Annotated in this window: 27 protein-coding genes and 1 pseudogene; 14 read left to right on the top strand and 14 right to left on the bottom strand. The window is 62.3% G+C overall.

Annotation, left to right across the window (positions count from 1 at the left end):
• Positions 1–586: 586 nt before the first annotated feature.
• Positions 587–1,648 (bottom strand): NAD(P)H-dependent flavin oxidoreductase, encoded by a 1,062-nt coding sequence (locus tag BAC01S_RS26100; protein WP_027797416.1) that lies wholly within the window; start codon positions 1,646–1,648, stop codon positions 587–589.
• A gap of 93 nt (positions 1,649–1,741) precedes the next feature.
• Between BAC01S_RS26100 and BAC01S_RS26095 the strand changes: the two genes are divergently transcribed.
• Positions 1,742–2,608, top strand: coding sequence for a LysR substrate-binding domain-containing protein (locus tag BAC01S_RS26095; protein WP_027797415.1), 867 nt, complete (start codon positions 1,742–1,744; stop codon positions 2,606–2,608).
• 41 nt (positions 2,609–2,649) lie between these two features.
• On the opposite strand, the gene BAC01S_RS26090 is transcribed toward BAC01S_RS26095, so the two are convergent.
• Entirely contained in the window at positions 2,650–3,327 is a 678-nt protein-coding gene (locus tag BAC01S_RS26090) for an MOSC domain-containing protein (protein WP_027797414.1), read from the bottom strand.
• A 112-nt stretch (positions 3,328–3,439) separates the two neighbouring features.
• Here BAC01S_RS26090 and BAC01S_RS32625 point away from each other — a divergent pair, with 112 nt between their 5' ends.
• On the top strand, positions 3,440–4,399 hold the full coding sequence (locus BAC01S_RS32625; protein WP_043203735.1) for a LysR family transcriptional regulator: 960 nt from the start codon (positions 3,440–3,442) through the stop codon (positions 4,397–4,399).
• A gap of 1 nt (position 4,400) precedes the next feature.
• On the opposite strand, the gene BAC01S_RS32620 is transcribed toward BAC01S_RS32625, so the two are convergent.
• From BAC01S_RS32620 to BAC01S_RS26065, 4 genes are read right to left on the bottom strand one after another with little or no spacing between them, the layout of a single operon-like run.
• Positions 4,401–5,417: an NAD(P)H-dependent flavin oxidoreductase gene (locus BAC01S_RS32620; RefSeq protein WP_043203732.1), complete on the bottom strand. Its 1,017-nt coding sequence runs from the start codon at positions 5,415–5,417 to the stop codon at positions 4,401–4,403.
• A gap of 4 nt (positions 5,418–5,421) precedes the next feature.
• Positions 5,422–5,976: a cytochrome b gene (locus tag BAC01S_RS26075; RefSeq protein WP_027797413.1), complete on the bottom strand. Its 555-nt coding sequence runs from the start codon at positions 5,974–5,976 to the stop codon at positions 5,422–5,424.
• A gap of 31 nt (positions 5,977–6,007) precedes the next feature.
• Positions 6,008–7,681 carry a cation acetate symporter gene (locus BAC01S_RS26070; protein WP_027797412.1) on the bottom strand — a complete coding sequence of 558 codons (1,674 nt, stop codon included), beginning with the start codon at positions 7,679–7,681 and terminating at the stop codon, positions 6,008–6,010.
• Complete coding sequence (locus BAC01S_RS26065) at positions 7,678–7,989, bottom strand: DUF485 domain-containing protein (RefSeq protein ID WP_027797411.1); 312 nt, start codon at positions 7,987–7,989, stop codon at positions 7,678–7,680. Before BAC01S_RS26065 ends, BAC01S_RS26070 begins: the two co-directional genes overlap by 4 nt.
• A gap of 342 nt (positions 7,990–8,331) precedes the next feature.
• On the opposite strand from BAC01S_RS26065, the gene BAC01S_RS26060 reads away from it, so the two are divergent.
• The 3 genes from BAC01S_RS26060 to BAC01S_RS34110 all read left to right on the top strand — a co-directional run bounded on the left by BAC01S_RS26060 (position 8,332) and on the right by BAC01S_RS34110 (position 10,379).
• Positions 8,332–9,222, top strand: a complete 891-nt coding sequence (locus BAC01S_RS26060) for an alpha/beta fold hydrolase (protein ID WP_043203730.1) — start codon at positions 8,332–8,334, stop codon at positions 9,220–9,222.
• A gap of 30 nt (positions 9,223–9,252) precedes the next feature.
• The gene (locus BAC01S_RS34115; protein ID WP_174442465.1) at positions 9,253–9,708 is read left to right on the top strand and encodes a helix-turn-helix domain-containing protein; all 456 of its coding nucleotides are present in this window, start codon (positions 9,253–9,255) and stop codon (positions 9,706–9,708) included.
• Positions 9,709–9,992: 284 nt separating this feature from the next.
• Entirely contained in the window at positions 9,993–10,379 is a 387-nt protein-coding gene (locus BAC01S_RS34110; protein ID WP_218001786.1) for a hypothetical protein, read from the top strand.
• A gap of 77 nt (positions 10,380–10,456) precedes the next feature.
• On the opposite strand, the gene BAC01S_RS26045 is transcribed toward BAC01S_RS34110, so the two are convergent.
• From BAC01S_RS26045 to BAC01S_RS26030, 4 genes are all read right to left on the bottom strand, one after another.
• Positions 10,457–10,669 carry a hypothetical protein gene (locus BAC01S_RS26045; RefSeq protein ID WP_027797407.1) on the bottom strand — a complete coding sequence of 71 codons (213 nt, stop codon included), beginning with the start codon at positions 10,667–10,669 and terminating at the stop codon, positions 10,457–10,459.
• A gap of 48 nt (positions 10,670–10,717) precedes the next feature.
• Positions 10,718–10,993 carry a hypothetical protein gene (locus tag BAC01S_RS26040; protein ID WP_218001784.1) on the bottom strand — a complete coding sequence of 92 codons (276 nt, stop codon included), beginning with the start codon at positions 10,991–10,993 and terminating at the stop codon, positions 10,718–10,720.
• 107 nt (positions 10,994–11,100) lie between these two features.
• Positions 11,101–11,733: a response regulator gene (locus tag BAC01S_RS26035; RefSeq protein WP_027797405.1), complete on the bottom strand. Its 633-nt coding sequence runs from the start codon at positions 11,731–11,733 to the stop codon at positions 11,101–11,103.
• 199 nt (positions 11,734–11,932) lie between these two features.
• Positions 11,933–12,247, bottom strand: a complete 315-nt coding sequence (locus BAC01S_RS26030; RefSeq protein WP_027797404.1) for a hypothetical protein — start codon at positions 12,245–12,247, stop codon at positions 11,933–11,935.
• Positions 12,248–12,616: 369 nt separating this feature from the next.
• Here BAC01S_RS26030 and BAC01S_RS26025 point away from each other — a divergent pair, with 369 nt between their 5' ends.
• Both BAC01S_RS26025 and BAC01S_RS32615 read left to right on the top strand, forming a co-directional pair.
• A complete protein-coding gene (locus BAC01S_RS26025) occupies positions 12,617–13,735 on the top strand; it encodes an ABC transporter substrate-binding protein (protein WP_027797403.1) in 1,119 nt (372 codons plus the stop codon).
• Complete coding sequence (locus tag BAC01S_RS32615; RefSeq protein ID WP_245616682.1) at positions 13,732–15,579, top strand: PAS domain S-box protein; 1,848 nt, start codon at positions 13,732–13,734, stop codon at positions 15,577–15,579. Before BAC01S_RS26025 ends, BAC01S_RS32615 begins: the two co-directional genes overlap by 4 nt.
• A gap of 26 nt (positions 15,580–15,605) precedes the next feature.
• Here BAC01S_RS32615 and BAC01S_RS32610 read toward each other — a convergent pair whose 3' ends face one another.
• Both BAC01S_RS32610 and BAC01S_RS35300 read right to left on the bottom strand, forming a co-directional pair.
• Positions 15,606–15,902: a hypothetical protein gene (locus BAC01S_RS32610; protein WP_052408845.1), complete on the bottom strand. Its 297-nt coding sequence runs from the start codon at positions 15,900–15,902 to the stop codon at positions 15,606–15,608.
• Positions 15,903–16,065: 163 nt separating this feature from the next.
• Positions 16,066–16,212: pseudogene (locus BAC01S_RS35300) on the bottom strand (porin); the annotation flags it as partial.
• A 15-nt stretch (positions 16,213–16,227) separates the two neighbouring features.
• On the opposite strand from BAC01S_RS35300, the gene BAC01S_RS26005 reads away from it, so the two are divergent.
• Entirely contained in the window at positions 16,228–17,790 is a 1,563-nt protein-coding gene (locus BAC01S_RS26005; RefSeq protein ID WP_084168872.1) for an aminotransferase class I/II-fold pyridoxal phosphate-dependent enzyme, read from the top strand.
• 69 nt (positions 17,791–17,859) lie between these two features.
• On the opposite strand, the gene BAC01S_RS26000 is transcribed toward BAC01S_RS26005, so the two are convergent.
• Positions 17,860–18,564, bottom strand: a complete 705-nt coding sequence (locus BAC01S_RS26000; protein ID WP_043203722.1) for a DJ-1/PfpI family protein — start codon at positions 18,562–18,564, stop codon at positions 17,860–17,862.
• 248 nt (positions 18,565–18,812) lie between these two features.
• On the opposite strand from BAC01S_RS26000, the gene BAC01S_RS25995 reads away from it, so the two are divergent.
• Positions 18,813–19,649, top strand: a complete 837-nt coding sequence (locus BAC01S_RS25995) for a helix-turn-helix domain-containing protein (protein ID WP_043203720.1) — start codon at positions 18,813–18,815, stop codon at positions 19,647–19,649.
• 110 nt (positions 19,650–19,759) lie between these two features.
• Positions 19,760–20,308, top strand: a complete 549-nt coding sequence (locus BAC01S_RS25990; protein ID WP_027797397.1) for a carboxymuconolactone decarboxylase family protein — start codon at positions 19,760–19,762, stop codon at positions 20,306–20,308.
• Positions 20,309–20,443: 135 nt separating this feature from the next.
• On the opposite strand, the gene BAC01S_RS25985 is transcribed toward BAC01S_RS25990, so the two are convergent.
• Entirely contained in the window at positions 20,444–21,199 is a 756-nt protein-coding gene (locus tag BAC01S_RS25985; protein ID WP_027797396.1) for a glutamine amidotransferase, read from the bottom strand.
• A 207-nt stretch (positions 21,200–21,406) separates the two neighbouring features.
• On the opposite strand from BAC01S_RS25985, the gene BAC01S_RS25980 reads away from it, so the two are divergent.
• From BAC01S_RS25980 to BAC01S_RS25965, 4 genes are read left to right on the top strand one after another with little or no spacing between them, the layout of a single operon-like run.
• A complete protein-coding gene (locus BAC01S_RS25980) occupies positions 21,407–22,009 on the top strand; it encodes an amino acid synthesis family protein (RefSeq protein WP_027797395.1) in 603 nt (200 codons plus the stop codon).
• Positions 21,978–22,796, top strand: coding sequence for an alpha/beta fold hydrolase (locus tag BAC01S_RS25975; RefSeq protein ID WP_027797394.1), 819 nt, complete (start codon positions 21,978–21,980; stop codon positions 22,794–22,796). Before BAC01S_RS25980 ends, BAC01S_RS25975 begins: the two co-directional genes overlap by 32 nt.
• Position 22,797: 1 nt before the next feature.
• Positions 22,798–23,721, top strand: coding sequence for a flavin reductase (locus tag BAC01S_RS25970; protein WP_027797393.1), 924 nt, complete (start codon positions 22,798–22,800; stop codon positions 23,719–23,721).
• Positions 23,722–23,732: 11 nt separating this feature from the next.
• Complete coding sequence (locus BAC01S_RS25965) at positions 23,733–24,770, top strand: LLM class flavin-dependent oxidoreductase (protein WP_027797392.1); 1,038 nt, start codon at positions 23,733–23,735, stop codon at positions 24,768–24,770.
• Positions 24,771–24,782: the final 12 nt, after the last annotated feature.

The raw sequence follows: 24,782 nt of genomic DNA, 5'->3' as shown, positions 1-24,782 counted from the left end.
CATTGCTACGATATCGGTCTGGTTTGATAAACCTTTAGCGGCTAACCGCGACCGTCATCCACGCTTTCGAGCGATATGATATGGCTTCCTACATATAAATCAGGGTTTCTACTAAAGACTTGCATGCGGGCAGCGATTTTAAGGAAATCCTGACATGTAAATCAGCAATTCTTTAGGGAACTATCGGCCGGTCCCGATGGAGGTGCCCGCGAGCGTCATCTACGATGGGTTCTACGGACGGCGGAGGCAGCAACGGCGGCGCGGCGGTCGTTCCCAATGACAGTCGGCAAGTGGTTCGGTGCGGCGCACAAACATACGCGCAAACACATAACAGACTGTTCAGGTGTTCGAGATATGTCGGCCCGGGTCGGGCCAGATCAAACCGGTTTGTGGCGGTTGTCGTTCAATCCTCTCAGGCTCTGGCACCTTCCCCGAGTGGCCAGGACCTTCGAACCGTCTCCCCTGGAGGCGGTTCTTTTTATGTGTGCGGGCATGGCTCTGCTCATGATCTGAGAGCAGGCGCGTCAGGTTTCACCGCAAAAAAGGCACCCCCATGCTTGCAAGAACCCCTGTGGGCAAGCTTCCGTCAGCTTCGCAATTCCGCAACGAGCGTCTGGACCAGTTGCGCGGCAGGCAATTCGCGCGCCAGCGGAGCCCCTTGGCCCGCCCATTGCGCTGCAAACTCGTGGTTGCCGAGCTTCGCGGCAGCCGCATTCAATTGCTTGGCAGCGTCGTAGGCAACGGGATAAGGTGCCGGCACCGGGCTTCCCGGCGACTCCCCGAAGGCGATCAGGCGATTAACCATGCCGCGTGCCGGACGCCCGGACAGCACCGAAGTCAACCGCGTCGCTGCGGCGCGTTCGCTTTTCAGGTTGGTGCGGTAGCTCGCGTTGGCCGCCGATTCCGGGCACAGGATAAAGGCCGTGCCGAGTTGCGCGGCAGCGGCACCCAGGTCCAGTGCGGCCTTGATCCCCTGGCCGTCCATGATGCCGCCTGCGGCAATCACGGGCAGTTTCGTCCGCTCCACCAGCAACCGTACCAGCACCGCCGTGCTCAGCCGTTCGTCGACGGCCTCCGGGTCGAACACGCCGCGGTGACCGCCCGCCTCGATCCCCTGCGCCACGATGGCGTCGACGCCAGCCTGCTCGATCAGCGCTGCCTCGCCCAGACTGGTCGCGCTAGCCAGGGTCGTGATGCCGGCTTCGCGCAGCGCGCGGATACGGTCTGCGGAAGGCAGCCCGAAGTGGAAGCTGACGACAGCCGGGCGCAGGTCGATCAGCAACCCGAATACCGCGTCGTCCTCAAGAAATGTCGTGTAGATCTCATTGAGCGCCGCCGGAGGCGCGATACCCGCCTCGGCAAACAGCGGCGCCAGATGCCGCAGCCACGCCGCTTCCCGCTCCGCGTGACGTTGGGCCGGCAGATGGCAAAACACGTTCACGTTGAAAGGCTCGCGCGTGAGACTACGCGCTTCTTCGATCATCTTGCGGGCCTGGTCCGGCGTGCTCGCGCCGATACCCAGGGAACCCAGTCCACCGGCGTTCGAGACGGCCGCCGCGAGCTGCGGCGTGGATACGCCCGCCATCGGCGCCTGGATGACGGGGAACTCGATGCCGAGTCTTTCGAGGAAGGGATGTAGCGAACTCATGGCGACTCCTGTTCTGCGGGGGTTGAACGGCGAAGATGACAAATTCCCTAACAGAGAATAAAATCATTCTATCATTCATTTTTTGAGAATTACATGGATCGGGACTCGCTCAATATCTTTTGCACGGTGGCAGCCGAATTGAGCATCACGCGCGCGGCAAGCCGTCTGGGCAGGGTTCAATCCAACGTCACCACGCGGATTCAGCAGCTGGAAGCGGATGTAGGTGTCGAACTGTTCGTGCGCACCGGCAAGCGGCTCAGCCTCTCGACTGCCGGCGAGCGCTTTCTCGACTACGCACAACGGATGCTGGCGCTGGAGGAAGAGGCCCGGCACGTCGTCACGGGCGGCCTGGACGGCGGCGTTCTGCGTATGGGCTGCATGGAAAGCACCGCGGCCAGCCGGCTCCCCACCGTGCTTGCCGCATACCATGGCCGCTACCCGAACACGCAGCTCGAAGTCAGCACGGGCCCGTCAAGGTCGCTGCTCGAGCAGGTTCGCACGGGCAGGCTGGACTGCGCCTTTCTCGCGTTACCGCCTGCTGCGGAGGACTCCTCACTAAACGATCTGGAATTGATCGCCGAGAAAGCATGGCATGAAGAATTGCTGTTGCTCGCGCCGTCCAGCGAAATTCACGCGCGCAGCGCCCGGACTATCGGCACACGTTCACTGGCGGCGTTCGCACAGGGATGCACGTATCGCGCCATTGCCGAAGAACTGCTCGGCATTCCGGATTCCCCGGACTGGAAAGTGCAGGAAATGGGCTCTTACCACGCCATGATTGCCTGCGTTGCAGCGGGCGCATGTGTCACCCTGCTACCCAAAAGTGTGCTGGCGCTGGCCAAGGTGCCGAAGGACCTCAAGACACTGCCTGCGGGGCACGTCGACACCTGCCTGATCTGGCGTGCGGGCTACGACGTTCCCGCCTTCCGGAACTTGCTGAACCAGATGAAAAGAGTGTGAGCATGAACGTCGTCGCCGCGCCCGCCTGTACCCTGACTGCTTCAGGCTTGACTGCCGGCCTGGGCGCGCAGCCACTTCGCCCTGTGCTCCAGCCGTTGCCGCCATTCCGGCGCAAGCCCGGGGACCATGGCCAGTTCGGCAAGATCGTCGATGGACGGACGGTGCGACATCTGGACCTGCCAAAACTGCTCGATGGAAAACCGCTGTGTCTGCCGTTCGAGGAGCAATATCTCGTCGCCCTCCCGCATTTCTCCCGGGTGCAGCACCCGGTAATACCAACCCGTAATCCTCGTCTGCGCAACAAACATCGACATCCGCTCCACGCCGAAACGGTGATTGATCTTCCAGCACGGGCTGCGCGGCTGCGACACCTGCAGGACCGCGGTGCCGAACCGAAATACATCGCCGACGTAGACGCTCCGTTCGGTCATGCGACGGGTGGAAATATTCTCCCCGAGGCTGCCCGGAACAAACGAGTCCGCGCATTGCGGAAACGCCTCCGCCAACCGCCTGTAGTTTTCGGCGGCGTACTGATGCACGGCCTTTTCGGGCCCACCGTGCACCCGGAGATCGCCATGCTCATCTCCCGCGATACCCAGCTTCCCGACCCGCACAAGCCCGGGAACGCGGCGTTTATAGATACCGGTGAGCTGGCCTTCCGGCTCCAGGTTTTCCAGACCGCAGGCGAAGAGGTGTTCGATGCTTGAAATCGTCAGCATAGCCAAATTATGTCCCGCTACGTGTTTGCGCTACTGTGCCGCGCCGCCTCGACGCAGTAAAGTGATTGTGAGCGATGTTGACCATCACTCTTGATGATGAAAGGGTGTAGCCATGGAATTGCGTCATTTGAAAATTTTCTGCGCGGTGGCCGAATATGGCAGTTTCACGGCCGCTGCCGACAAGGTACATACGGTCCAGTCGAACATCACCATGCGGGTGAAAGAACTCGAATCCGAGTTGGGCCAGCAACTTTTCATCCGGCAAAAGAGTGGCGTCGTTCTCACCTCGTCCGGACACACCTTTCTCGGCTACGCGCGGCGGATACTTCAACTCGCCGACGAGAGCCGCAATGCGCTGCTTGATACGGCAACGCCCGGCGGGCATCTACGCCTCGGCTCGATGGAGACGACTGCGGCAATCCGGCTGCCTCAGGTGCTCACCCGATACAGGGAAAAATACCCGCAGGTCCAGCTGTCCCTTCTGACGGGTACGACCGTGGAGTTGATCAAGGCTGTTGAAAACCACCGCCTTGATGGTGCCTTTGTCGGAGGGCTGCACCAGAATTCGGCGCTGTTGCAGGATGAGATTTTTCAGGAGGAACTGGTTCTGGTGAGCAGCAGCGAATTCGATTCCCTTGACGCGCTGATCCAGTCCATGCCGCAGCAGACCGTCCTCGTTTTTCGCACCGGCTGTTTCTACCGATCCACGCTTGAGCACTGGTTTTACGAGGTCGGTCTGGTGCCGGGTCAGATCATGGAGCTAGGCACGCTCGACGGCATCCTGTCGTGCGTATCCGCCGGAATGGGCGTCACCCTGTTGCCTGAATGCATCACCGAGAGTTACGGCACACGGCACGCGATACGCTTTCATCGGCTGCCGGAAGCGTTCTCCAACGTCAAGACCGTGTTCATTCGCCGTGCCGATACGCTGACCACACCGGCACTTGGCGCATTTATGGATGTGGTTCGTGATCAGCTTGGCCGGATCGGCAGCGAGATGACGGAGAAGCCAGTGCCACCGAAGTCCCCTTATGCAGAGGTGCGTCACTCGCTCGTAGCGTCGAATTACTGATTTATCGGGCTCCGCATGCAACATGCAGGAGCCTCTCCAGGTTACGCACGCGTTCGATTTCTCCGACTTCCCAGGCGGCCGCCCGCTCCGGAAGCCCGGCTGCCAGCTCAGCAACGCGTTCTGCCGCCGGTGTGACGCGGTCAATCTTGCCCACACCTTGACCGGCATACAGCGAGAGCTTTTGTGCCATGCGCGGCTTGTCGATGACGCGAGCTCCACCGCCAATGAACCGTAGCAGATTCCAGCGGTCGCGATTGGGGATCACGCGATGAGGTGTGCCGTATTTCCAGCCGAACGAGTAACCCGTTCTGTACTCCGTATCGTCCACCGTTGCGTCCACGATCTTCTGTTTGTACAGCGGATGCGCATTGGACTCGTCACTGGCAATGAAGGCCGTACCCACCAGCACACCCGACGCGCCCAGCTCCATCGCCATGCGCACATCGTCGCGAGTCGTGATGCCTCCGGCCGCCAGCACGGGCCGGCCCTGAGCAACGTCGCATAGCGCCGGAAGCAGCGACATCAGCCCGATGGTCCCGCGGTTGAGGTGCCCGCCACATTCACTGCCTTGTGCAACGATGATGTCCGCCCCTCGCTCCAGCGCGTGTCGCGCCAAGGCGACCGTGCCCACCTGGACCATGACGATCATGCCGGCATCCTTCGCGCGCGGAATCATATCGGCGCTGTAGTCCTCGGCGTAAAAGAGCGACAGCATCCTGGGCCTTTCCTGCAGGAGCACCTGGAACTGAGCCTCGAAGACCTCGGGACCGCCGAACGATGGAACCAGATTCACACCGAACGGCTGATCCGTGAGCGCGCGGGTCTCCCTGATCCACTGGCGCAACGTCAGCGGAGCCAGCCGCAACCCGCCAAGCGTACCCATCCCTCCCGCCTCGGCCACCGCGGCGACCAGCTTCGGACCGGAGATCGCCGCCATACCCGCGAGGAAGATTGGATAGCGCACACCACACAGCCGGGTGAGCGTGTTCCCGGGGAATCCCGTTTCGTAGTCTTTCATGGTGTCAAAGCTCCACGTGTTTGCCCAGCATCCGTTTGAGTGCGTCGTTCTTCAGGATGAGATGGCTTTTGAGTGCGCCGAAGATATGCAGCGCAAGGCCCGCGAGGAATGCCGTCGCGCCGGTTTTGAACAGGATTCCAAATAGATGATGTGCCTCTACGCTCGGACCGAACGGAGCAGGAATCGCCCAGCCGCCGGGCAGACCGACCGTCTCTCCGGCAGCGCACTTCGTCAGCCACGCGGCGAGCGGCAATAACACCATAGCCAGCGCAAGCGCCGCCGCGACTGACCGGCTCGCGATCACCTCAACGGGATTGGGTGTGCCAAGCGGCAACGGATGATACGAGGTAATACGCGCCCAAAACCGGTAGATCGAAATGCAAAAGAGAATGGTGCCTAGCAGGTTCTGCAGATGCGAATATTCCAGCTTTTGCGCATCATCGACAGACTGCGATAGCGCGATGCCCAGTCCAATGATCGAAAGCAGAAGGATCACCACGACCCAGTGCAGAACAATGGTGATCGGCGAAAACCTCAGGCCGTTGTCTCTCAGTTGCATACCTCGTTCCTTTGTGTAAATACCACGGCAGTCAGTGACCGATCGTTTTCGAAGCGCCCCATCCCGTCTGGGCACGAACGAACTGGTCGTCGAACTGATTGCGCTCGTGCGCGGCCTCTTCGCTGCTGTCCGTCACCGAACCCAACCAGGAGAAGACGAAGGCAATCGTCATCGAGACAATGGCGGGATAGTCGTAGGGATAAATGGCCTGAGCGTGGCCCAGAATTTTTACCCAAACCGCGGGCGACAGAATGACGAGGGCCACCGAACTCACCAGTCCCGCGACACCGCCAATGAGTGCCCCACGTGTGGTCAGCCCCCTCCAGTACATCGAAAGCGCCAGAATCGGGAAATTTACCGAGGCTGCCACTCCGAATGTGAGTGCCACGAGGAAAGCAATGTTTTGATCTTTGAACAGGATGCCCAGCGCGACCGCGACCACGCCAATACACACCGAGGCGATTCGGGACACCCGGCGTTCCTCCGCCGGATCGGCGTGAGCCTTCTTGAACACCATCACGTAAAGGTCATGCGAGATCGCCGACGTGCCCGCCATCGTCAGTCCCGATACGACGGCAAGAATCGTGGCGAAGGCAACCGCCGAGAGGAAGCCAAGCATAAGGTTGCCGCCAAGCGCGTTCGCCAGGTGCATGACCGCCATGTTGCCGCCGCCAATAAGCTTGCCACCGACTTTGCCCGCCTCGTAGAAAGCGGGGTTCTGGCCGACCACCACGATAGCCGCCATGCCCAGCACCATGACGATCAGGAAAAAGAAGCCGATAAATCCGGTGGCGACGAAAACGGAATTGCGCGCAGCCTTTGCGTCGGGGACGGTAAAAAACCGCATGAGAATATGCGGGAGCCCCGCGGTGCCAAACACCAGCCCGATCGACAGCGAGACCATCGCCAGGGGGTCCGAAACAAGATGGCTCGGCAGCAAAATCCGGGCGCCGCTCTCGTGAACCGCGACAGCCTGTGCAAACAGCGTGTCAAATGAAAAACCGAACCGGCTGAGCGCCAGGACTGCCAGGAAGGTTCCGCCGCACAGCATGAGCGCCGCCTTGATGATCTGCACCCAGGTCGTTGCGACCATGCCGCCAAAAGTGACATAGACGGCCATCAACACACCCACGACGACAACCGCATAGTTATAGGGCAAACCGAATAGCAATTCGATGAGCTGCCCTGCTCCGACCATCTGCACCACGAGGTAGAAGCAGACCACGATAAGCGATCCGAACGCCGTCAGTGTGCGAATGCGGTTCTGGTCCAGTCTGAAGGATGCGATGTCGGCAATAGTGACGCGCCCCAGATTGCGGATTCGTTCGGCAAAAAGAAACAACAACAACGGCCATGCCACGAAAAAACTGATCGCATAGATCATTCCGTCGTAGCCGTGGAAGAAGATCATGCTGGTCAAACCAAGCAATGCAGCAGCGGACATATAGTCGCCCGCCAGTGCAAGGCCGTTCTGGAATCCGGTTATGCCGCCGCCTGCGGTATAGAAGTCGCTCATCGAGCGGGTCCGGTTGGCTGCCCACCAGGTAATCACCAGCGTTGCAGCAACGAATATCAGAAACATCACTATGGCGGTGACGTTTAGCGGCTGTCGCTCGACTTTTCCCAGTACGTCCGGCGCCGCCGTGGCAGTGCCGCAGATACCCAGCAGGAAAAAGAGAAATACCCCTCGGCGGCAGCCGCTCATTGTTTTTCTCCGGCCAGAATCTTCGAGGTCAGCGTATCGAATTCGCCGTTCGCGCGATGAACGTACAGGCCGGTCAACAGCCATGTGCCAATAATCAGCGCCACGCCGACCGGCCAGCCGAGACTCACCACCTCGCAGCCCGGGAATCTCCCGGCCAGCAAATCAGGCGCAAACGCGGCGACGAGAATAAAGGCGTAGTAAGGAATCAGGGTTGCGGCCGTCAACCCGACCACGAATCGCCTGCGTCGCCGGACCAGCGACGCAAATAAAGGGGTGCCTCGAACCTCCGAAAGTTCGGTCGTGTCCATTGCTTTGTCTCCATCCACGAAAATCTTCTTGAGTTCCGTCCCCGTCGTGTCGACGACCAGGGCCGTGCTGTCTTCTTGTGATCTGGACGATAGGACGACCAATCGATCACATAAAGTGATGATTGATGATGGATACGATCGCTCTCAGTGAATTACGGACAGCACCGGGCAGAAAAAGACAGCGCTTTTGCCGCCGCCAGGGAAACTACCTGGCAAATCCCCCTCTCCGTTGACGCCCGTTTATTTCATTCTCAGTGAAACATCGCATCACTATTCATCATTTGAAGCGATTCACTGACGCGCTTATCCTCTTGGAAAAAATCTCCACTCGGGAGTTACCTCATGACCACACACGCCACTCCACCCGTTCGTGTGCCAACGACCTACATCACGGCCGAGGTCGGCGGTCTGCCAATCTTCTACCGCGATGCAGGACCTCGTGACGCGCCGGTCATCCTGCTGCTGCACGGCTTTCCCTCATCGTCGCGCATGTACGAACCGCTGATCCAGCGCCTGTCGGATCGATACCGGCTCATCGCGCCGGACCTGCCGGGGTTCGGACATTCCGGCGCGCCGGATCCAAGGCAGTTCCGCTACACGTTCGATCACCTCGCCGAAGTGATCGCGAGATTCATCGAACACCTGGGACTCCGACGCTATGCCTTGTTCGTCCAGGACTATGGGGGGCCGGTCGGATTCCGTGTTGCCGAGGCGCTCCCCGATCGGATCGGAGCGCTGATCGTTCAGAATGCGGTGGCGCACGAGGAAGGGCTTGGCCCGTTATGGGAGACGCGACGGGCGTTCTGGCGTGACCGCGCCGCTCATGAAGCCGCGCTGCGGGCGAATTTCTTTTCTCTCGATGCCACACGGTTGCGTCACGTGGGAAAGAGTCCGAATCCGGAACGCTACGACCCGGATCTATGGACCGACGAACTCGCGTTTCTGGCGAGGCCGGGTCAGCAAGAGATTCAGACGGATCTCTTCTACGACTATCAGAACAATGTGGCGTCCTATCCGAAGTGGCAGGCATGGCTTCGCCGGCACAAGCCCGCGACGCTGGTAGTCTGGGGACGCTATGACCCTTCCTTCGAGGTGGCCGCGGCTCACGCCTATGCGCGCGACGTGCCCGACGCGGAGGTCCATGAAGTGGACGGTGGCCATTTCGCGCTAGACGAAGCCGCAGATGAGATTGCACGGTTGACCCGCTCATTTATGGAGCGACGTGCCGGTTAGCGCATGCCCCGGTGCTACCGGCGCAGATTGGTGCAAACCGGCACCCCGGGCAAACCGACTGTACTCTATGAGGCCGCGCCGGGCAGCGAAGACCGTTCATCCAGTGCTTATCCCGTGTTTTTGCTCGGCCTTCTCGCCACACTTCGGCATCGACTTGATGACGCCCAGTTCGAGGATATCCTCACCGAAACGGGCCGCCGCCTCGCACGCGAAAATGGTCTGCCCGCGTCGTCCGACTTCACGTCCAACCTTGCCGACGCCATGGCGGTCGTCGATGCACTTGGTGCGCACACCGAAGCGGTCCCCGACGGCGATGCCGTCATGGTCCGCAATTACAGCTGCCCCGTAGCGGGTGCGGTACGCGAAAGTCCCTGTGTGTGCCGAGCACTCGCCGCGTATTTTTCCGAGGCGACAGGCCGACCGGTTACCGAACACTGCCTGCGAGAGGGCCGGCTCATCTGCCAATATCGCATCGCAAAAGCGTGACTCCCTATCACCATCACGAAAATATCTGGATAGGATTGCTTACGATTCTGCTTGTTAAAGAAAGGCACGCTCAGAGCGAGCGCCCAAGCCTGCTCGACGATAGGTGACGCGGCAGACCCTGTAAAGCAAGGATTAGTGATGGATCACTTCACCAATAGTGAATCGTCAACCGTTTCCCCTTCTTGCTCACGACGCGTCAACCGGCGGATATTCGGCGTCCCCCACATGAAAAAATCGCGGGGGAACGTTAACTAATCTTCATCATTCGCCGCGAACCGGAACCCATGTCGCCTCTTCTAAACGAAAAAGGAGAGTGCGCAATGTACAAATTCGTTTTCGTGGCAGGGATAGCCGCTTTACTGGCCGGGTGCGCGGTGGGCCCCGGCTACGGCTATGGTTACGGTTACGACCAGTCCTGGGGGGCCGATTACTACGGCTACGCCCCGGGTTATGCGCCCGTCTATGGCGACGTCGATCCTGGCTTCTGGGGCGGCGGCGGGTATGGCTACTACGGCGGCTGGCACGGCCACGGCGATTGGCACGGCGGCAATTGGCACGGCGGTGGTTGGCATGGTGGCCACGGCGGCCCATGGGGACAGGGGCCGGGAGGGCGTAGCGGAGGTCATGGCGGCGGCCACGGCGGCGGGGGGGGCCATGGCGGCGCACGTTAGCCGCGACCCGGCCGGGAGCCTGTGCGGTTCCGGCCAGCCCACCAGCCCGTGAGTGAACGTCTCGTGCGTCTAGCGGTTCAATGCACCGTGCCGAAGAATGCCTGCGCACCTTCGGCCGGCGTCAATCCGACGACGAAATAGCCCTCAAGACGCTCGGCTTTTGACGCGTCGAGCAGAAACGGAGGCTGTATAAACCCCTTCATCACGGAGTGGTCATACCACTGGCTCATCCATTCGCGCAGTTTGACTTCGTACTGCGGCAGTCCCGCCTCTATCGCCTTTTCATCCATGCGCGATCTCCCTAAGGCCCGCTCGGCTCGTCACGACAGGAACCCGCCTCAGGCGGCCAGCCGCGCCACGCTCAACGTGGGACGTGCGCCCTCCGGCGGAAACACCTGCCACCCGCGTTCCGGGTGGTAAAAGAAGAACAGCCCGCAAGAACGATTCTTCCCCTGCATTTCCACGCACACGCTGACGATCCGGCCGGAGCGGGAACGATGCACCGCCACCACGCGTACCGTCTGTTTGTGCGTTGCGCCGAGCCACTTGCCAACTGCCATTCGTAACGACTGCCGTGCCGCCATCGCCGCTCTCCCAGTGTCCGTCGAACCCATCGTAGAGGACTCCTGTGGGTGTCTCCATCGGCGCGAGCGGATAGTTCCTTAAGGAATGGCTGATTCAGCTGTCAGGATTTCCTGCTTCCCGCGCACATCGGCATCGCTCATTCGGTAATGAGGCCGTGCCGGATCGCGTAGCGGATCACTTCGGCGTTGTTCGACAACCCCAGTTTCTGCATCAGCCGCATCTTGTGAGTACTGATGGTTTTGGCGCTCAGCGCGCACACATCCGCGATTTCGTTGATGCTCTTGCCCGCGGCCATCATCTGCAGCACCTGAAACTCGCGGTCGGAGAGGATCTCATACGGCGGCACGTCGTCGGAGTGTTTCTCGAACACCATCGCGTCCACGAGCTTCGGGTCGATGAAGCGGCCGCCGTCCGCGAGCTTGCGGATGGCGGCGATCAGCACATCGGGGTCGCTGTCCTTCGTCAGGTAGCCGGTCGCCCCCGCCCTCAGCGCCCGCGACGCAACCTGCGCTTCGTTGTGAATGCTTAATACCAGCACGGGCAGCGCCGCCCTTTCGGACCGCACCCGGCGGATCAGGTCGATACCGCTGATGCCCGGCATCGTCATGTCGAGCAGCAACAGGTCGACCTCGCATTGGCGCAGCTTCTCGATCACTTCGGAGCCCTGCCCAGTCTCCCCCGCCACGACCATGTCGGTTGTCGTGGCGATGATCTGCTTGAGGCCCCCGCGCACGATAGCGTGGTCGTCGGCGATAAGTATCCGGATCATAAGTTATGGTCGCCCTGCAAGCGCAATGCCGATGGAAAGCCGTGGGTCGTCCCTCGCGGGCTGGCGCCTCGCCTCGCGGCGCGGATCGAAGCCGCCGCCGTCGCCACGAACGCGCATTTTAGCGCGGTGGACAGCAGGCCTCGCAGCTGGCATCCATCGTACTGCTTGCCAACGTTCGCCGCGCTCGCCCGAGCCCGGCTCACGCCGCCGGAGCGCCGGCCAGCCGCGACATGGCCGGCTCGCCGTCGACCAGCCGGCCGAGGCATTCGCATAGTTCGCCGAGCGTTGCCGATGTGTGAGCGTCGAGCCAGTCCGCATGGTAGTGCCGCAGGTCCGTTATTGTTTCGTATAGATGGCGCATCGCGCCCGCGCAGCAGTGCGGCATCGGCCAGCCGTGCATCAGGTAAGTCAGCGGCATCAGGCTGCGCGATTCGCACCAGGCATCGAACAGGCGCAGGCATAGTGTCTCTACCTCGTCGACCCGCTCCTTACGATCCAGCAGCCAGGAATCCATCTCGTCTCGCCTCAACCGATGCGTGGTTCGCCCGGCTCCATCATGAAGCAAGTGCGCTTTGCGGACAGTCGGGTGCCGCTGCAAAAAATCAAAGGATTTCCTGAATCGTTTATCAGGAAATCCTGAATTCGCCACCCGATCCGGGAACGCGTGCCCCGTTTCTCGCGGCACGCGTCTATTCTTCATATTTTTGCGAGACGCGCCATGTTCCCGGAAGGTGCGCCGAGGCAGATCGAAGTCGATTGAAGCCGATTGTCGGCGCCACTGTGGCGCGCTATGCTTCGCGCATGATCACCCCCGGCACCGGCGCCGCAGCGCTCCGGGCAGCGCCGCAGCAGGAAGCCGGCCGGCACGCACCCGCCTATCACGATGAACAGACGACAGATGCTTGCCCATTGCATGGGCTTCGGCGCGTGTCTCGCGATGCCTCCCGCGCTGAGGGCGATGCCCCGGCGCGCGCCGGCGAAAATCGTGTTTCTGAATCCGGGCGAAGCCGCCGAACGCGATACCGGCCCGCACTGGCAACTCGTGTCACGCTTCATGACCGCGACCGCCAAACGTCTCGGCATGCAGCTCGAAGTGCTGTATGCCGAACGCGATCATTTGCTCATGCAGCGCCTGGCCGAATCGGTCGCGGCCCGCGCCGAAGCGCCGGACTACGTCGTGATCGTCAACGAAAAGATGGCCGCCGGGCAGATGCTGCAGACGCTGTCGCGCTCGCCCGCCAGGGTCGTGCTCATCCACAACGACCTGACCGACGCCCAGCGCGCCGAGATCGGCAACGAGCGTGGCGCGATCCCGAACTGGATCGGCACGATCACCGCCGACGCGGAACACGGCAGCTTCCGTCTCATGGATTACCTGTGCCGGGTGAACGGCAACCAACCCGCACGCGTGATCGGCATCACCGGGGACCCTGCCACGCCCGTCTCCGAAGAGCGCGCGGCCGGCGTGCAGGCCGCGCTGGCACGCAGCCCCGCAGACCGCACCTGCCAGCTCGTGTACGGCGACTGGAGCTTCTCCGACGCCCGCGACAAGACACGCGTGCTGCTGTCGCGCTATCCCGATGCGAATATCATCTGGGCTGCTAACGATTCGATGACGCTGGGCGCATTCAGCGCCGTGCGCGAACGGCACGCCAGCGTAGTGGTCGGCGGCCTGGGCGCGCTGCCCGACGCGGTGTCATCCGTGCTGCGCGGCGAGCTGGCCGCGATCGTTGCGGGCGACCAGTTCATCGGCGCATGCGCGATGGTGATGATTTACGACTACCACCACGGCGCGGACTTCGCGCTGGCCGGGGGGCCCCGGCAGCGGCTCGACTATCTGAAAGTCCTGCACGGCGACTCGGCCGCGCGCTACTACGAAGTCGCATTCGACCGCCGCAACGCCCCGGATTTCAGCGTTTTCTCGCGCCTGCACCGCAGGCATCCGGGGGCATACGACTTCAATCTCGGCCCCTTGCTGAATCCGGCTTCCCGCTCCGCATGATGTGGCCAGCCCTCCTGCGTTCGTGCCTTCCTCGCAGCCTGCACGCCCAGCTGATGCTCTCGCTGCTGGTGCTCGTCACGCTCGTGGCCGGCGGTTCGGCGTTCGTGGAGCTGAGACAGGCGCAGGAACGCCGCCTCGTCGAGCTCGACGAACGTGCGAACCGCATTGCCCATCTCTTTAGCCAGTCGCTCGCGCAGCCGCTGTGGAACGTGGACCGGGACGCGATCGTGCGCCAGTTGAACACGCTGCGCCCTAGTCCCGAAGTGGTCCGCCTCACGGTAACCGCGACCAATTACGGCGTGCTCGCCGACGTGCGCAACGCGCCCACCCCGCGACCGGACGAACTGGTGGTGCGGATACGGCCCATCGAGTACACGCCGCCAGGCGACGCACCGCGCGAAACGGTCGGCGAGGTGCGCGTGGAACTCACGAGGGCGGTGGCGGCGCACGACCTGGCCGCTGCGCGCGGAGCCGCGCTGGCGACGCTCGCCCTCGTGCTCGGCGTCCTCTACATCGCCACTTTCCTGCTGATCCGGCAACTGGTGCGCGATCCCATACGGCGTCTCGAAGAGATGGTCGACCGGATTGCCGGCGGCGATCTCGACGCCCGCTGCACGATCGAGTCGCGCGCCGAGCTGGGTCGACTGGCGGCGCGCGTCAACGTGATGGCCGAGCGGCTGCGAACCTCGACCGCCTCGCTCAGGGAGAGCGAGACCAAATACCGGAGCATCATCGAGAACTCGCTCGAAGGCATTTTCGTGCTCGACCGCAACGGCAGGCTGCACGACGCCAATCGCGCGATGGCCCGATTGCTGGGCTATGCCGATGTCGCGAGCCTGCTGGACACCTCCGCGGAAAACGCACAGCCCGTCGCCGCGCGGCCGTTGACCGCCGCACAGGTCGCGCGTCTGTTCGAGACGCTGGAGCGGACCGGGGAGATTGCCGGACTCGAAATACCGCTGACGCGTGCCGACGGCGCCGCGCTATGGTGTCAGCTCAATGCGCGCGGGACGGGACACGGCGAGGCGGGGCCGCTACGGCTCGAAGGACAGCTAACCGACATCAGCGCGCGCCGCCAGGCCATGGAGGATCTGACACGCCATCGCGACCAGCTCGAGCAGGAAGTGCGCGAGCGCGTGCGAACCGAGCTCGAACTGCGCGACTCCCGCGAGCAGTTGCGCCAGCTATCGGCCCACCAGGAATCGGTCCGCGAAGAAGAGCGACGGCAGATCGCGATGACCATCCACGACGAGCTGGGCCAGTTGCTGACCGCCATCAAGATGGACATCTCGCTGCTGAAGCGCATGCCGATCCACGGTCTGGAATGGAAAAACAAGGCCGCCCAGATGAGCGAGCTCGTGGAGCGCACCATCGATATCGTGCGCAACATTGCGAGCCACCTGCGCCCGGCTGCGCTGAACTTCGGCCTGCTTTCCGCGCTGGAGTGGCTGGTTCAGGATTTCGCGCGCCACAACGCCACGACCTGCTCGTTCCGGCTGGAAGGCGCCGAGCCCAGTTTGAGCGATGACCGGGCCACAGCGGTATTCCGTATCGCCCAGGAAGCCCTCACCAACGTCAGCCGGCACGCACAGGCATCCCGCGTGGAGGTCGTGCTATGCACCGTCGGCCAGTTCGTGCTGGAGATCCGCGACGACGGCATAGGCTTCGACGTGGCAGGCGCGGCGAAAGGCGGATCCTATGGACTGCAAGGCATGAAAGAGCGCGCGAGAATGATCGGCGCGCAATTGCGCATCGTCAGCGCGGACACGGCAGGATCGATCGTTCGCCTGCAATTCGGCGAGAGCCCGCAGCATTGCGCCCGAATCGAGGCGGCCGCCGACTGACACCGTGCCCGGCACACTCTGGCATCCTAAACGTCTGCGGCTTTCCGCCGGTCCAGTGCGCGAAGGAGCTCATTGGTCTTGTCGAGATAGGCCGCGTGATACTCGCGTGTCAACTGGGCGTCGTCCATCAGCGCCATCGTGTCTTCCAGCCTTTGTTGCAACTGCCGATGAATCCCGGCCGCCTGCGAAGCCGTCAACGCGGGCAGCGTCACGTCGACGAACGCCTGCATCACGAGCGCCCCCGCCGCGACACAGGAGAGCCGTGAGGTCACGGCCGCCGCATGCGACGAAAGCGTGGTCAGCGTCTTGCTGATTTTGTCCATATTCGGTCCTCTTCGGAAGCGCACCGCACCGCGCGCGCAGCCGTTACATGGCCGATATTACGGCACAGGCGCAAGGCGGCTGAATGGGAAAACGTCGGAAAAATCGCTAAGGCTTTGCTTCCCTGTCCATCAGGAAATCCCTATTCTCGCGGCGGGTCGTGAACGGATTGGTGTCGTGGCCGTTGTAGTAAACCGCCGCGAGATTCAGACCATAGTTCGAATACCTGAACACCGCGGACTCGCGCGTGCCGCCCTGGAGCTGACCCGCGACGCCGCCTGGCGCATACTCGAGCGCAAGCGACGCGCCCGCGCCGAATTTATCGGCATGCTGGGCGAAACACTTTATTTTCCCCGTCTGATGCAGATCGACCACACCATCTCCAGCGACGATGTCGAAAAAGTCATCGGCAGTGCGGTCTCCACGTTCCTGGTGCGCTATCGCGCACACTGGAGCGACGGAGGAATCCGATCTCGTTACGTACTAGTACATCCTGCTTATTGTATGATTCGAATCCAGGATGTCACCGTACGGGAGCGGCTCATGTTCACGCTGGCGCGAGAGGAAATTCAGGAAGGCAAGGCGGATTCCATCCGGCGTGCGATCGAGCGGGCCATACTCGAAGAGCGGCTCAAACCCGGCGACGCGCTTCCCACCGTCCGCTCGCTCGCCGAAGACCTCGGCATCAACAAGAATACGGTGGTCGGCGCCTACCGGCAGCTTCAGCAAGCCGGCCTCGTGACGGCCGACGGCAGGCGCGGCTCGATCGTCTCCGCGCAGGCTTCGTTGCGGCAAGACCGCGGCGCATCGGCTCGCGGCAGCCGGCAAACCCTGTCGGTGCGGGACGGCAATCCGGACATCGAATTTCTGCCGGACGAAGCGGAGATTCGCGATGCGCTCGGGCGGATGAGCGTCGCGCATCATCTGTACGGTGAGCGGCGCAACTACGGGCCGCTTCTCGACTGGGCCGCGCAGCGCTTTGCCGCTGACCATGTCGACGTGCCGCGCGGCGTGTTTGTCTCGGCGGGCGCGCTGGACCTGGTGGAGCGAGCGCTCATCGCCTTCGGTCTGGAACCGGGCGACAAGGTTGCGGTGGAAGACCCCGGCTACATGACCCTGCTTGCCCTCGTCCGCTCGATGGATTTCGAGCTTCTGCCGCTCGAACTCGATCAGAACGGTATCGTGCAGGCGAGCCTGCGCGCCGCGTTGAAGCGCGGTGCCAAAGCGGTACTGACCAGCAGCCGCGCGCAAAACCCCACCGGCATCGCCACGTCGAAGTCACGCGCCGCGGAACTGAAGCGCATGGCGGGGAGCGCCTGCAACGTGCTGTTCATCGACGACGACCACTCGAACCTGCTCGAACTCGCGCCCTACCATGCCTGGCATACCGGAGCATCACGCTGGCTGACGGTTCGGTCGCTATCGAAGCTGCTCGGGCCGGATTTCCGCATCGCGGTATCGAGCGGCGATGCCGATACGATCGGGCAACTCGAAAGCCGGCAGAGCGTGGGCATGGGCTGGGTCAGCACATTTCTGCAGCGGCTGGCATTCGAACTGCTGACGAGCAGGCCGGTCCAGAGAAAAATCGCCGCGGCCGGTGCGGCTTACCGCGACCGCTATCAGTCGCTTCAGGCCGCCTTGAAAAAGAAAGGCTTCAAGGTGACCGGCAGTGCCGGACTGAATCTGTGGGTTCCCCTCCAGAACGAAACGGAAGTGGCGGAACGGCTGTTCGACGCAGGCTGGCTCGTTAGCCCCGGCCGCGAATTCCGCGTCGCCGGGCAGCCCGGCATCCGCGTGACGTCGTCGCGCATGACGGCACAGCAGTCTCTCGCATTCACCGAAGCACTCCTGAGCATCCATCACGCCACGGCAACGACGCTGATCGCCTGACGCGCCCGTCGCTCAAGGCCGACCGCCTCGCGCGGACGGCTCGACCCACCCCCGCCTGTATGCCGGTGCTTACGCGCCCCCCATGCGCGACCGGTACGCACGGCCCGTGGCCATGCGCTTTTCCGTAATTCCCCTCGCCCGCTCCGTGACCGCCGCGAGAATCGACTCCGGTGCCGTTGCGGGAGAACCGGCGTTGAATGGCGGCTTCGGGTCATAGGCCATATAGAGCTGCAGTTCCTGCGCAACGGTCTCGCCGCGCAACAGCGATACGACGATCAACGAGCCGTCGATTCCCGACGTGACGCCGCCGGCACTGACGAAACGGCCATCGATCACCACACGCTCGTCGGTCGGAATGGCGCCGTACAGCGGCAGCACGTTCATCGCGGTCCAGTGCGTCGTGGCACGCTTGCCTTGCAGCAAGCCCGCCGCGCCGCAAAGCAATGCACCCGTGCAGACAGAATAGACATAGCGTGCTCCCGCTGCCTGCCCGCGAATGAACGACAGCACCGTCTCGTCGTTCATCAGCGCTTCCTGGCCATGGCCGCCCGGAACCAGCAGCACGTCCAGTCGCGGGGCTTCCTCGAATGTCGTGTCGGCGAGCAGTTGCATGCCGGCAAGATCCCGCACCGGGTTCTTGTCCTTCCAGATCGTCATGAACGATGAATTCGGCACGCGCGCCAGCGCTTCGAATGGGCCAGTGAAGTCGCACTGATCCATGTTCGGGAAGATCATGCCGCCGATCTTCAGATGAATGTCCAATGGGATAGCCATGATCTTTGCCTATTTTGGGTTAGTACAAATATTTATTTGTATTAGTCAAAAGCACTGTATACCCTTCTCCCGCCATGTCAACCCCGCCTTTGGGACAAAGACACTCGAAACCCGCCGGGTCCTGGCGGCGATTACATGCCAGGTCATTGCCCGGGACGGTCGCGCGTCGAAAAATTCCGCTATTCGGTCAAGCGCGAGCGCGCATCGACCGCAACGGATCGTTTGTCCTGGTACAGACAGGAGGAATCGTGAGCGCATTGGAACTCAACCAACGGGCGCAGAAAAAACTGGGTGGATTGCTCCGCTACTGGCGGGAAGTGCGAGGCGTCAGCCAGCTCGATCTCTCGCTCGACGCGGGCATCTCGCAGCGGCAGATCAGCTTTATCGAGAGCGGACGAAGCGTGCCGGGCCGGCAGACGCTGCTGAACATCGCGCAGTCGCTCGACGTGCCGCTGCGCGAGCGCAACGTTCTGCTGCTCTCGGCCGGATACGCACCGATCTATTCGGAAGCCGGGTGGAATGCCCAGGAGATGTCGCTCGTGACAGACGCGGCCAGGCGCGTGCTCCGGCAGCACGAGCCGTTTCCCGCGATCGTCATGGACCGGTACTGGAACGTGCTGATGACCAACCGTGCCGCACCAGCGTTCTTCAACGGTTTCGTCGACATGGCGGCACGCGCGGAGCCGCGCAACATCCTGCACCTGATCTTCGATCCCGAGGGCATGCAGCCGCATATGGCCAACTGGGAGGCCGTGGCGCGCAGTCTGATCCAGCGCGTGTATCGCGAATCGGTGGGGCAAGTCGTCGACCTCCAGACGCAGCAGCTTCTCGATGCGCTGCTCTCCTACCCTGGCGTGCGCCCCGAATGGCGATCGCAAGGCATGGCGGGTTCGGCGTCCACGCTGCCGCTGGTGCCGATGGGCTTCATCCACGACGGCACGGTGCTCAACTACTTCTCCATGATCACCACGGTCGGCACGCCGCTGGCTGTTGCCGCGCAGGAACTGCGGATCGAATGCATGTTTCCCGCCGACGACGCAACCGAAGCGCGGCACATCGCCTTGCTCGACCTGGCCCGCGAATAATTTGGCCTGCTGATTACCTGCCATGTAATTGGCAGGCCCAGAACCTCTCACTAACCTGTGCATATCGCTTGATCGATCTCGGCGATACCTTCAACTCTCAAGGAAATATCATGGCTCATTTCCCCATCTACACCCTCGACTCCGCACCGGAACAATCGAAGCCCGCGCTGAACGGCCTCGCCCAGGCTTTCGGCATGGTGCCCAATATCGCGGGCGCCATCGCCGGCTCGCCGAAACTGATCAATGGCCTCGTCGGCGTGTTCCAGCAGGTGCATGGCGGCAACTTCACCGAGGCACAGGTCCAGGTGCTGCTGCTCACCAACGCGGTGGCCAACGGCTCCGCCTGGCCGGTTGCATTCCACTCGTTCCTCGGACTCAAGGAAGGTCTGAGCGAGGCCGACGTGCAGGCGATCCGCGAACGCCGCTTGCCGCAGGACTCCAAGCTTGCGGCGCTGTCGCGTCTCGCGCGCACGCTGATCGAAAAGCGCGGCCGCGTCGACGAACACGATATTGCTTCGTTTACCGAAGCGGGCTTCGACCAGGCGCGGGTGCTCGACGTCATCCTCGTGATCGCCGCCTCCACGATGACGAACTACACCGCGAGCGTCGCCCAGTTGCCGCTCGAAGAGATGTTCCAACCCTACGCCTGGCAGGCCTGAGAGCGAGGAGCCGATGGTCCGGCCGCGGGAGAATTCGGGCGCAAAAACTTCGCAATGGAGCGCTCTTTCCTTCCCCGATAGCCGCGGCCGCGATCCATCTTTCCTCGCCGATTTCCCTTGACGGCACCGCCGCCGTTATTCAGTCATCCGAAGGAGGCGCGTGTTGCAAACCCTCGCAAACGCCGGCAACAATCCGGCCGCCTCCGGCGTCTCCTGAACGTGCCGGCCCAGCCGGAACGGATCCTGTCCTTCTTTTCGCAGCGTGTCCTGGTAGGTCTCGATGTAGAAGCGCATGGCCGCCATTGGGAACTCGGGATGGAACTGCACGCCCCACGCATTTTCCCCCACACGATAAGCCTGATGCGGATCGGCTTCCGAACCCGCCAACAGGACGGCCTGGTCGGGTAAGCGCGTGACGGACTGCCAATGCACCGACTGGGCAAAAAACTGCTGCGGCAGTCCCGCAAACAGCGGGTCGTTATCGGAAGTCGCGTGACGTGCCACGGATATCGTTCCGATCTCGGCTCCCTCGCGCCGGGCGGCCACGCTCCCACCCAGCGCGTCGGCCAGCAATTGATGTCCATAGCAGACACCCAGCACGGGAAGGCCGGCTTCCACAGCCCGCCGCAGCCATAGGCGCAGTCGTTCGCTCCACGGCAGTCGAGCCGTCACCATGCACGCGGAGCCGGTCAGAATCGCGCCGGCCAGCAAGGCCGGTTCGGGAAGAGCATGTTCGTCCCGCGCATCCCGGATCTGCACCGGCATTCCGTGGCCGACGGTTGCCCGCTGGAACCAGTCCTCGAAATCCCCAAGCGTTCCGGACAACTCAGGGAAAGTCGAATCGAGTTTGAAGATGGCCAGCGGTCTGGTTGGCGAAGCAGCGACGGACATAAAAAATCCCTACCCATGAGAAGAACAGGCGAGGCGTCCTGTACGTCATTTCGGTAGAGGCCCCCGCGAACAGGGAGCATCGCATTCTCCGCGCCGAAAGGCCATGGCAGTTCTTTGCGAATCCTTTTGCAGGGTTAACGCTTATGGTGTTCCGTAACATGGTATACCAAAATGAATTCCGTGATCAACGTACCAAAGGAACGTGCCATGAGCCTGATTCGCAAATCCGTCCTCCACGTCGAAACCGTCTACGTAGACGGCGAAAGAACCGCCGAAAAGCCACTGAAGCTGATTGGCGCGGCAGCGGTCATCAAGAACCCGTGGGCGGGTCGCGGCTACGTCGAAGACCTTTCGCCGGACATTCGCGCGCTCGCGCCGCAGCTCAGCGCACACCTCACGAAACTCATCCTGGACGAAGCCGGTTCGGGCGAAGCGGTCGAGGCATTTGGCAAGAGCGCCATCGTCGGCGTGGACGGCGAGCTGGAGCATGCCTCCGCGCTGATCCACACGCTGCACTTCGGCAACGCCTATCGCTCGGCCGTTGGCGCGAAGTCGTATCTGGCCTTCAACAACACGCGCGGCCCGGCGAACGCGCCCTTGCTCATCCCGATGATGGACAAGAACGACGAGGGCCGCCGCTCGCACTACCTGACGCTCCAGTTCGCCATTCCCGATGCGCCGGCGGCCGACGAACTCGTCATCGCCATTGGCGGCGCGACCGGCGGCCGTCCGCATCACCGCATCGGCGATCGCTACAAAGACCTTGCAGAGCTCGGAAATGATGTCAAGAACCCTGCAGCTGTCAACTAATCGCGTCGCGCACTATCTCGAACAGGGCAGCGGCGAGCCGCTGGTCCTGATTCACGGTGTCGGCATGCAGGCGCACGCGTGGTATCCGCAAATCGACGAGCTGTCCCGCGAATTCCGCGTGATTTCGGTCGATATGCCTGGGCATGGCAAGAGCGATGCGCTCGATGCGAATGCAGGGCTGACGCAGTTCGTGGCGTGGGCAATCGCGTTCATCGAGGCGCTGGATGCGGGCCCGGTCAATCTGGCCGGCCACTCGATGGGCTCGCTGATCGCTGCTGGCGTTGCCGTCACGCGGCCCGATCTGGTCAAACGTGTCGCTGTCCTGAACGGTGTGTATCGGCGCACGGAAGAGGCGCGCGAAGCGGTGCTTCAACGCGCCGCCGAACTGCGATCCGGAACCATTGACGTGGATACGCCGCTCAAGCGCTGGTTCAACGCGGAGGAAGCACAACGGGCCGCGGCGCAGAAGGTCGAGTCCTGGCTAAAATCCGTCGATCTCGCGGGCTATGCCACGGCCTATACGGCCTTTGCGAAGGGCGACGACATCTACGCCGACGGCTGGCACACGATTGCCTGCCCCGCTCTCGTTCTCACCGGCTCCGACGACCCGAACTCGACACCGGAGATGGCAAGGCAGATGGCCGCCACCGCCCGCAACGGGATGGCCGTCGTGATCGAAAACGAGCGGCACATGGCGAACCTGACCGCTCCCCAGGAAGTCAATCTCGCTCTGCGCGCCTGGTTGCAAACCGAGCCGCGGGTCGAAACCATGAAGTCGGAAGTGTGAAATGAGCCACGAGACCGCTAAACTCAACACCCGGGAACTTCGCGACGCATTCGGCGCGTTCATGACGGGCGTCACGATCGTGACCACCGCGCGCGACGACGGCAAGCCGCTGGGTTTCACCGCCAATTCGTTCACGTCGGTGTCGCTGGATCCGGCCTTGCTGCTGGTAAGCATTGCGAAAACATCGGGCAACTATCCGACGTTTTCCACGACGCGGCACTTCGCCATCAATGTCCTTGCGGAGGGTCAGAAGGATTTGTCCAATACCTTCGCGCGGCCCAGCGACGACCGCTTCGCCAATCTGGGCTGGCATCTGAGCGCGAACCACAACCCGCTCATCGAGGACGTCAGCGCCTGGTTCGACTGCACCACGCATGCGGTGATCGACGCGGGCGACCACGCCCTGATCGTCGGCAAAGTCGAGGCGTTCCATTCCGCGGGCTATGCGGGCCTCGGCTACTACCGCGGCGGCTATTTCACGCCGGCCAAGGTATCGGCCGAAGTGATCGCCGGACCGAAAGTCATCGTCAGCGCGATCATCGCGCGCGACGACAAGGTGCTGCTGACCCAAACGGCGGACAACAAATGGAGTCTGCCTTCGAAAGAGATCGGCAAGGAAGGCGCCGACAAGGCGCTGGCCGAGATTTTCAGCCGATACCAGCCGGACGCGTCGGCAAGCTTCATCTACGCGGCGTACAACAACACCGAGACCCATTACCAGTACATTTCGTTTCTCTGCAGTGCACCGGATGAGTCCGCCGCCACGGGCGAATTCGTCAGCCTCGACAGCATCGGGAAAGACGGGTTCCAGGACGGCGCAGTGGCCAGCATGCTCGAGCGCTACCGCAAGGAAAGCCAGTTGAAGAGCTACGGCATGTACTACGGCGACCACAGCAACGGCACGGTGCGCCCGCTTCTTTCCTGAAAGGTTACCCCATGCGTTTTTCGCTTTTCGTTCATATGGAGCGCGTCTCCGACCAGACCAGTCAAAAGCAGTTGTACGACGAAATGGTCGAGCTGTGCCAGATCGCGGATCGGGGCGGCATGCACGCCGTCTGGACCGGCGAGCATCACGGCATGAACTTCACGATCGCGCCCAATCCGTTCCTCAACCTCGCGGACCTCGCCAACAAGACGAAGCGCGTGAGACTCGGCACCGGCACGGTCATCGCGCCGTTCTGGCACCCCATCAAGCTTGCCGGCGAAGCCGCGATGACCGACATCATCACCAACGGCCGCCTGGAACTCGGCATCGCGCGAGGCGCCTACTCGTTCGAATATGAACGCCTGATGCCGGGCCTCGACGCGTGGGGCGCGGGCCAGAGAATGCGCGAGCTCATTCCCGCGGTGAAAAAGCTGTGGGAAGGCGACTACGCGCACGAAGGCGAGTTCTGGAAGTTCCCGTCCACGACGTCCTCGCCGATGCCGCTCCAGCAGCCGCATCCCCCTATCTGGGTGGCCGCGCGCGACCCCAACAGCCATGAATTTGCCGTGTCCAACGGCTGCAACGTCCAGGTCACGCCGCTGCACCTGGGCGACGAAGAGGTCGAAAAGCTCGTGGGCCACTTCAACGCGGCGTGCGAGAAATACGGCGAGATGCCGCGCCCGCAGATCATGCTGCTGCGCCACACCTACGTAGCAAGCAGCGAGGACGACGCACAAGTGGCGGCTAACGAAGTGAACGTCTTCTACAACTACTTCGGCGCGTGGTTCAAGAACGAGCGTCCGGTCAGCCGCGGTCTCATCAAGACATTGAGCCAGGAAGAGATCGCCGCGCATCCGTTCTACACGCCGGAAGCGATGCGCAAGAACAACGTCATCGGTACGCCTGAAGAAGTGATCGCCCGCCTGAAGGCCTATGAGGCGCTCGGATTCGACGAGTACTCCTTCTGGATCGACACCGGCATGAGCTTCGAGCGCAAGAAGGCGTCGCTCGAGCGCATGATCCACGACGTGATGCCGGCTTTTCAGTGAGGGCGTGATGCC

Origin of the sequence: Paraburkholderia acidipaludis NBRC 101816, assembly GCF_000684975.1 — a bacterium.
GTDB lineage: Bacteria > Pseudomonadota > Gammaproteobacteria > Burkholderiales > Burkholderiaceae > Paraburkholderia > Paraburkholderia acidipaludis.
Note: the sequence above shows the minus strand (reverse complement) of the source record. Positions and strands in the feature narration are given on the sequence as shown.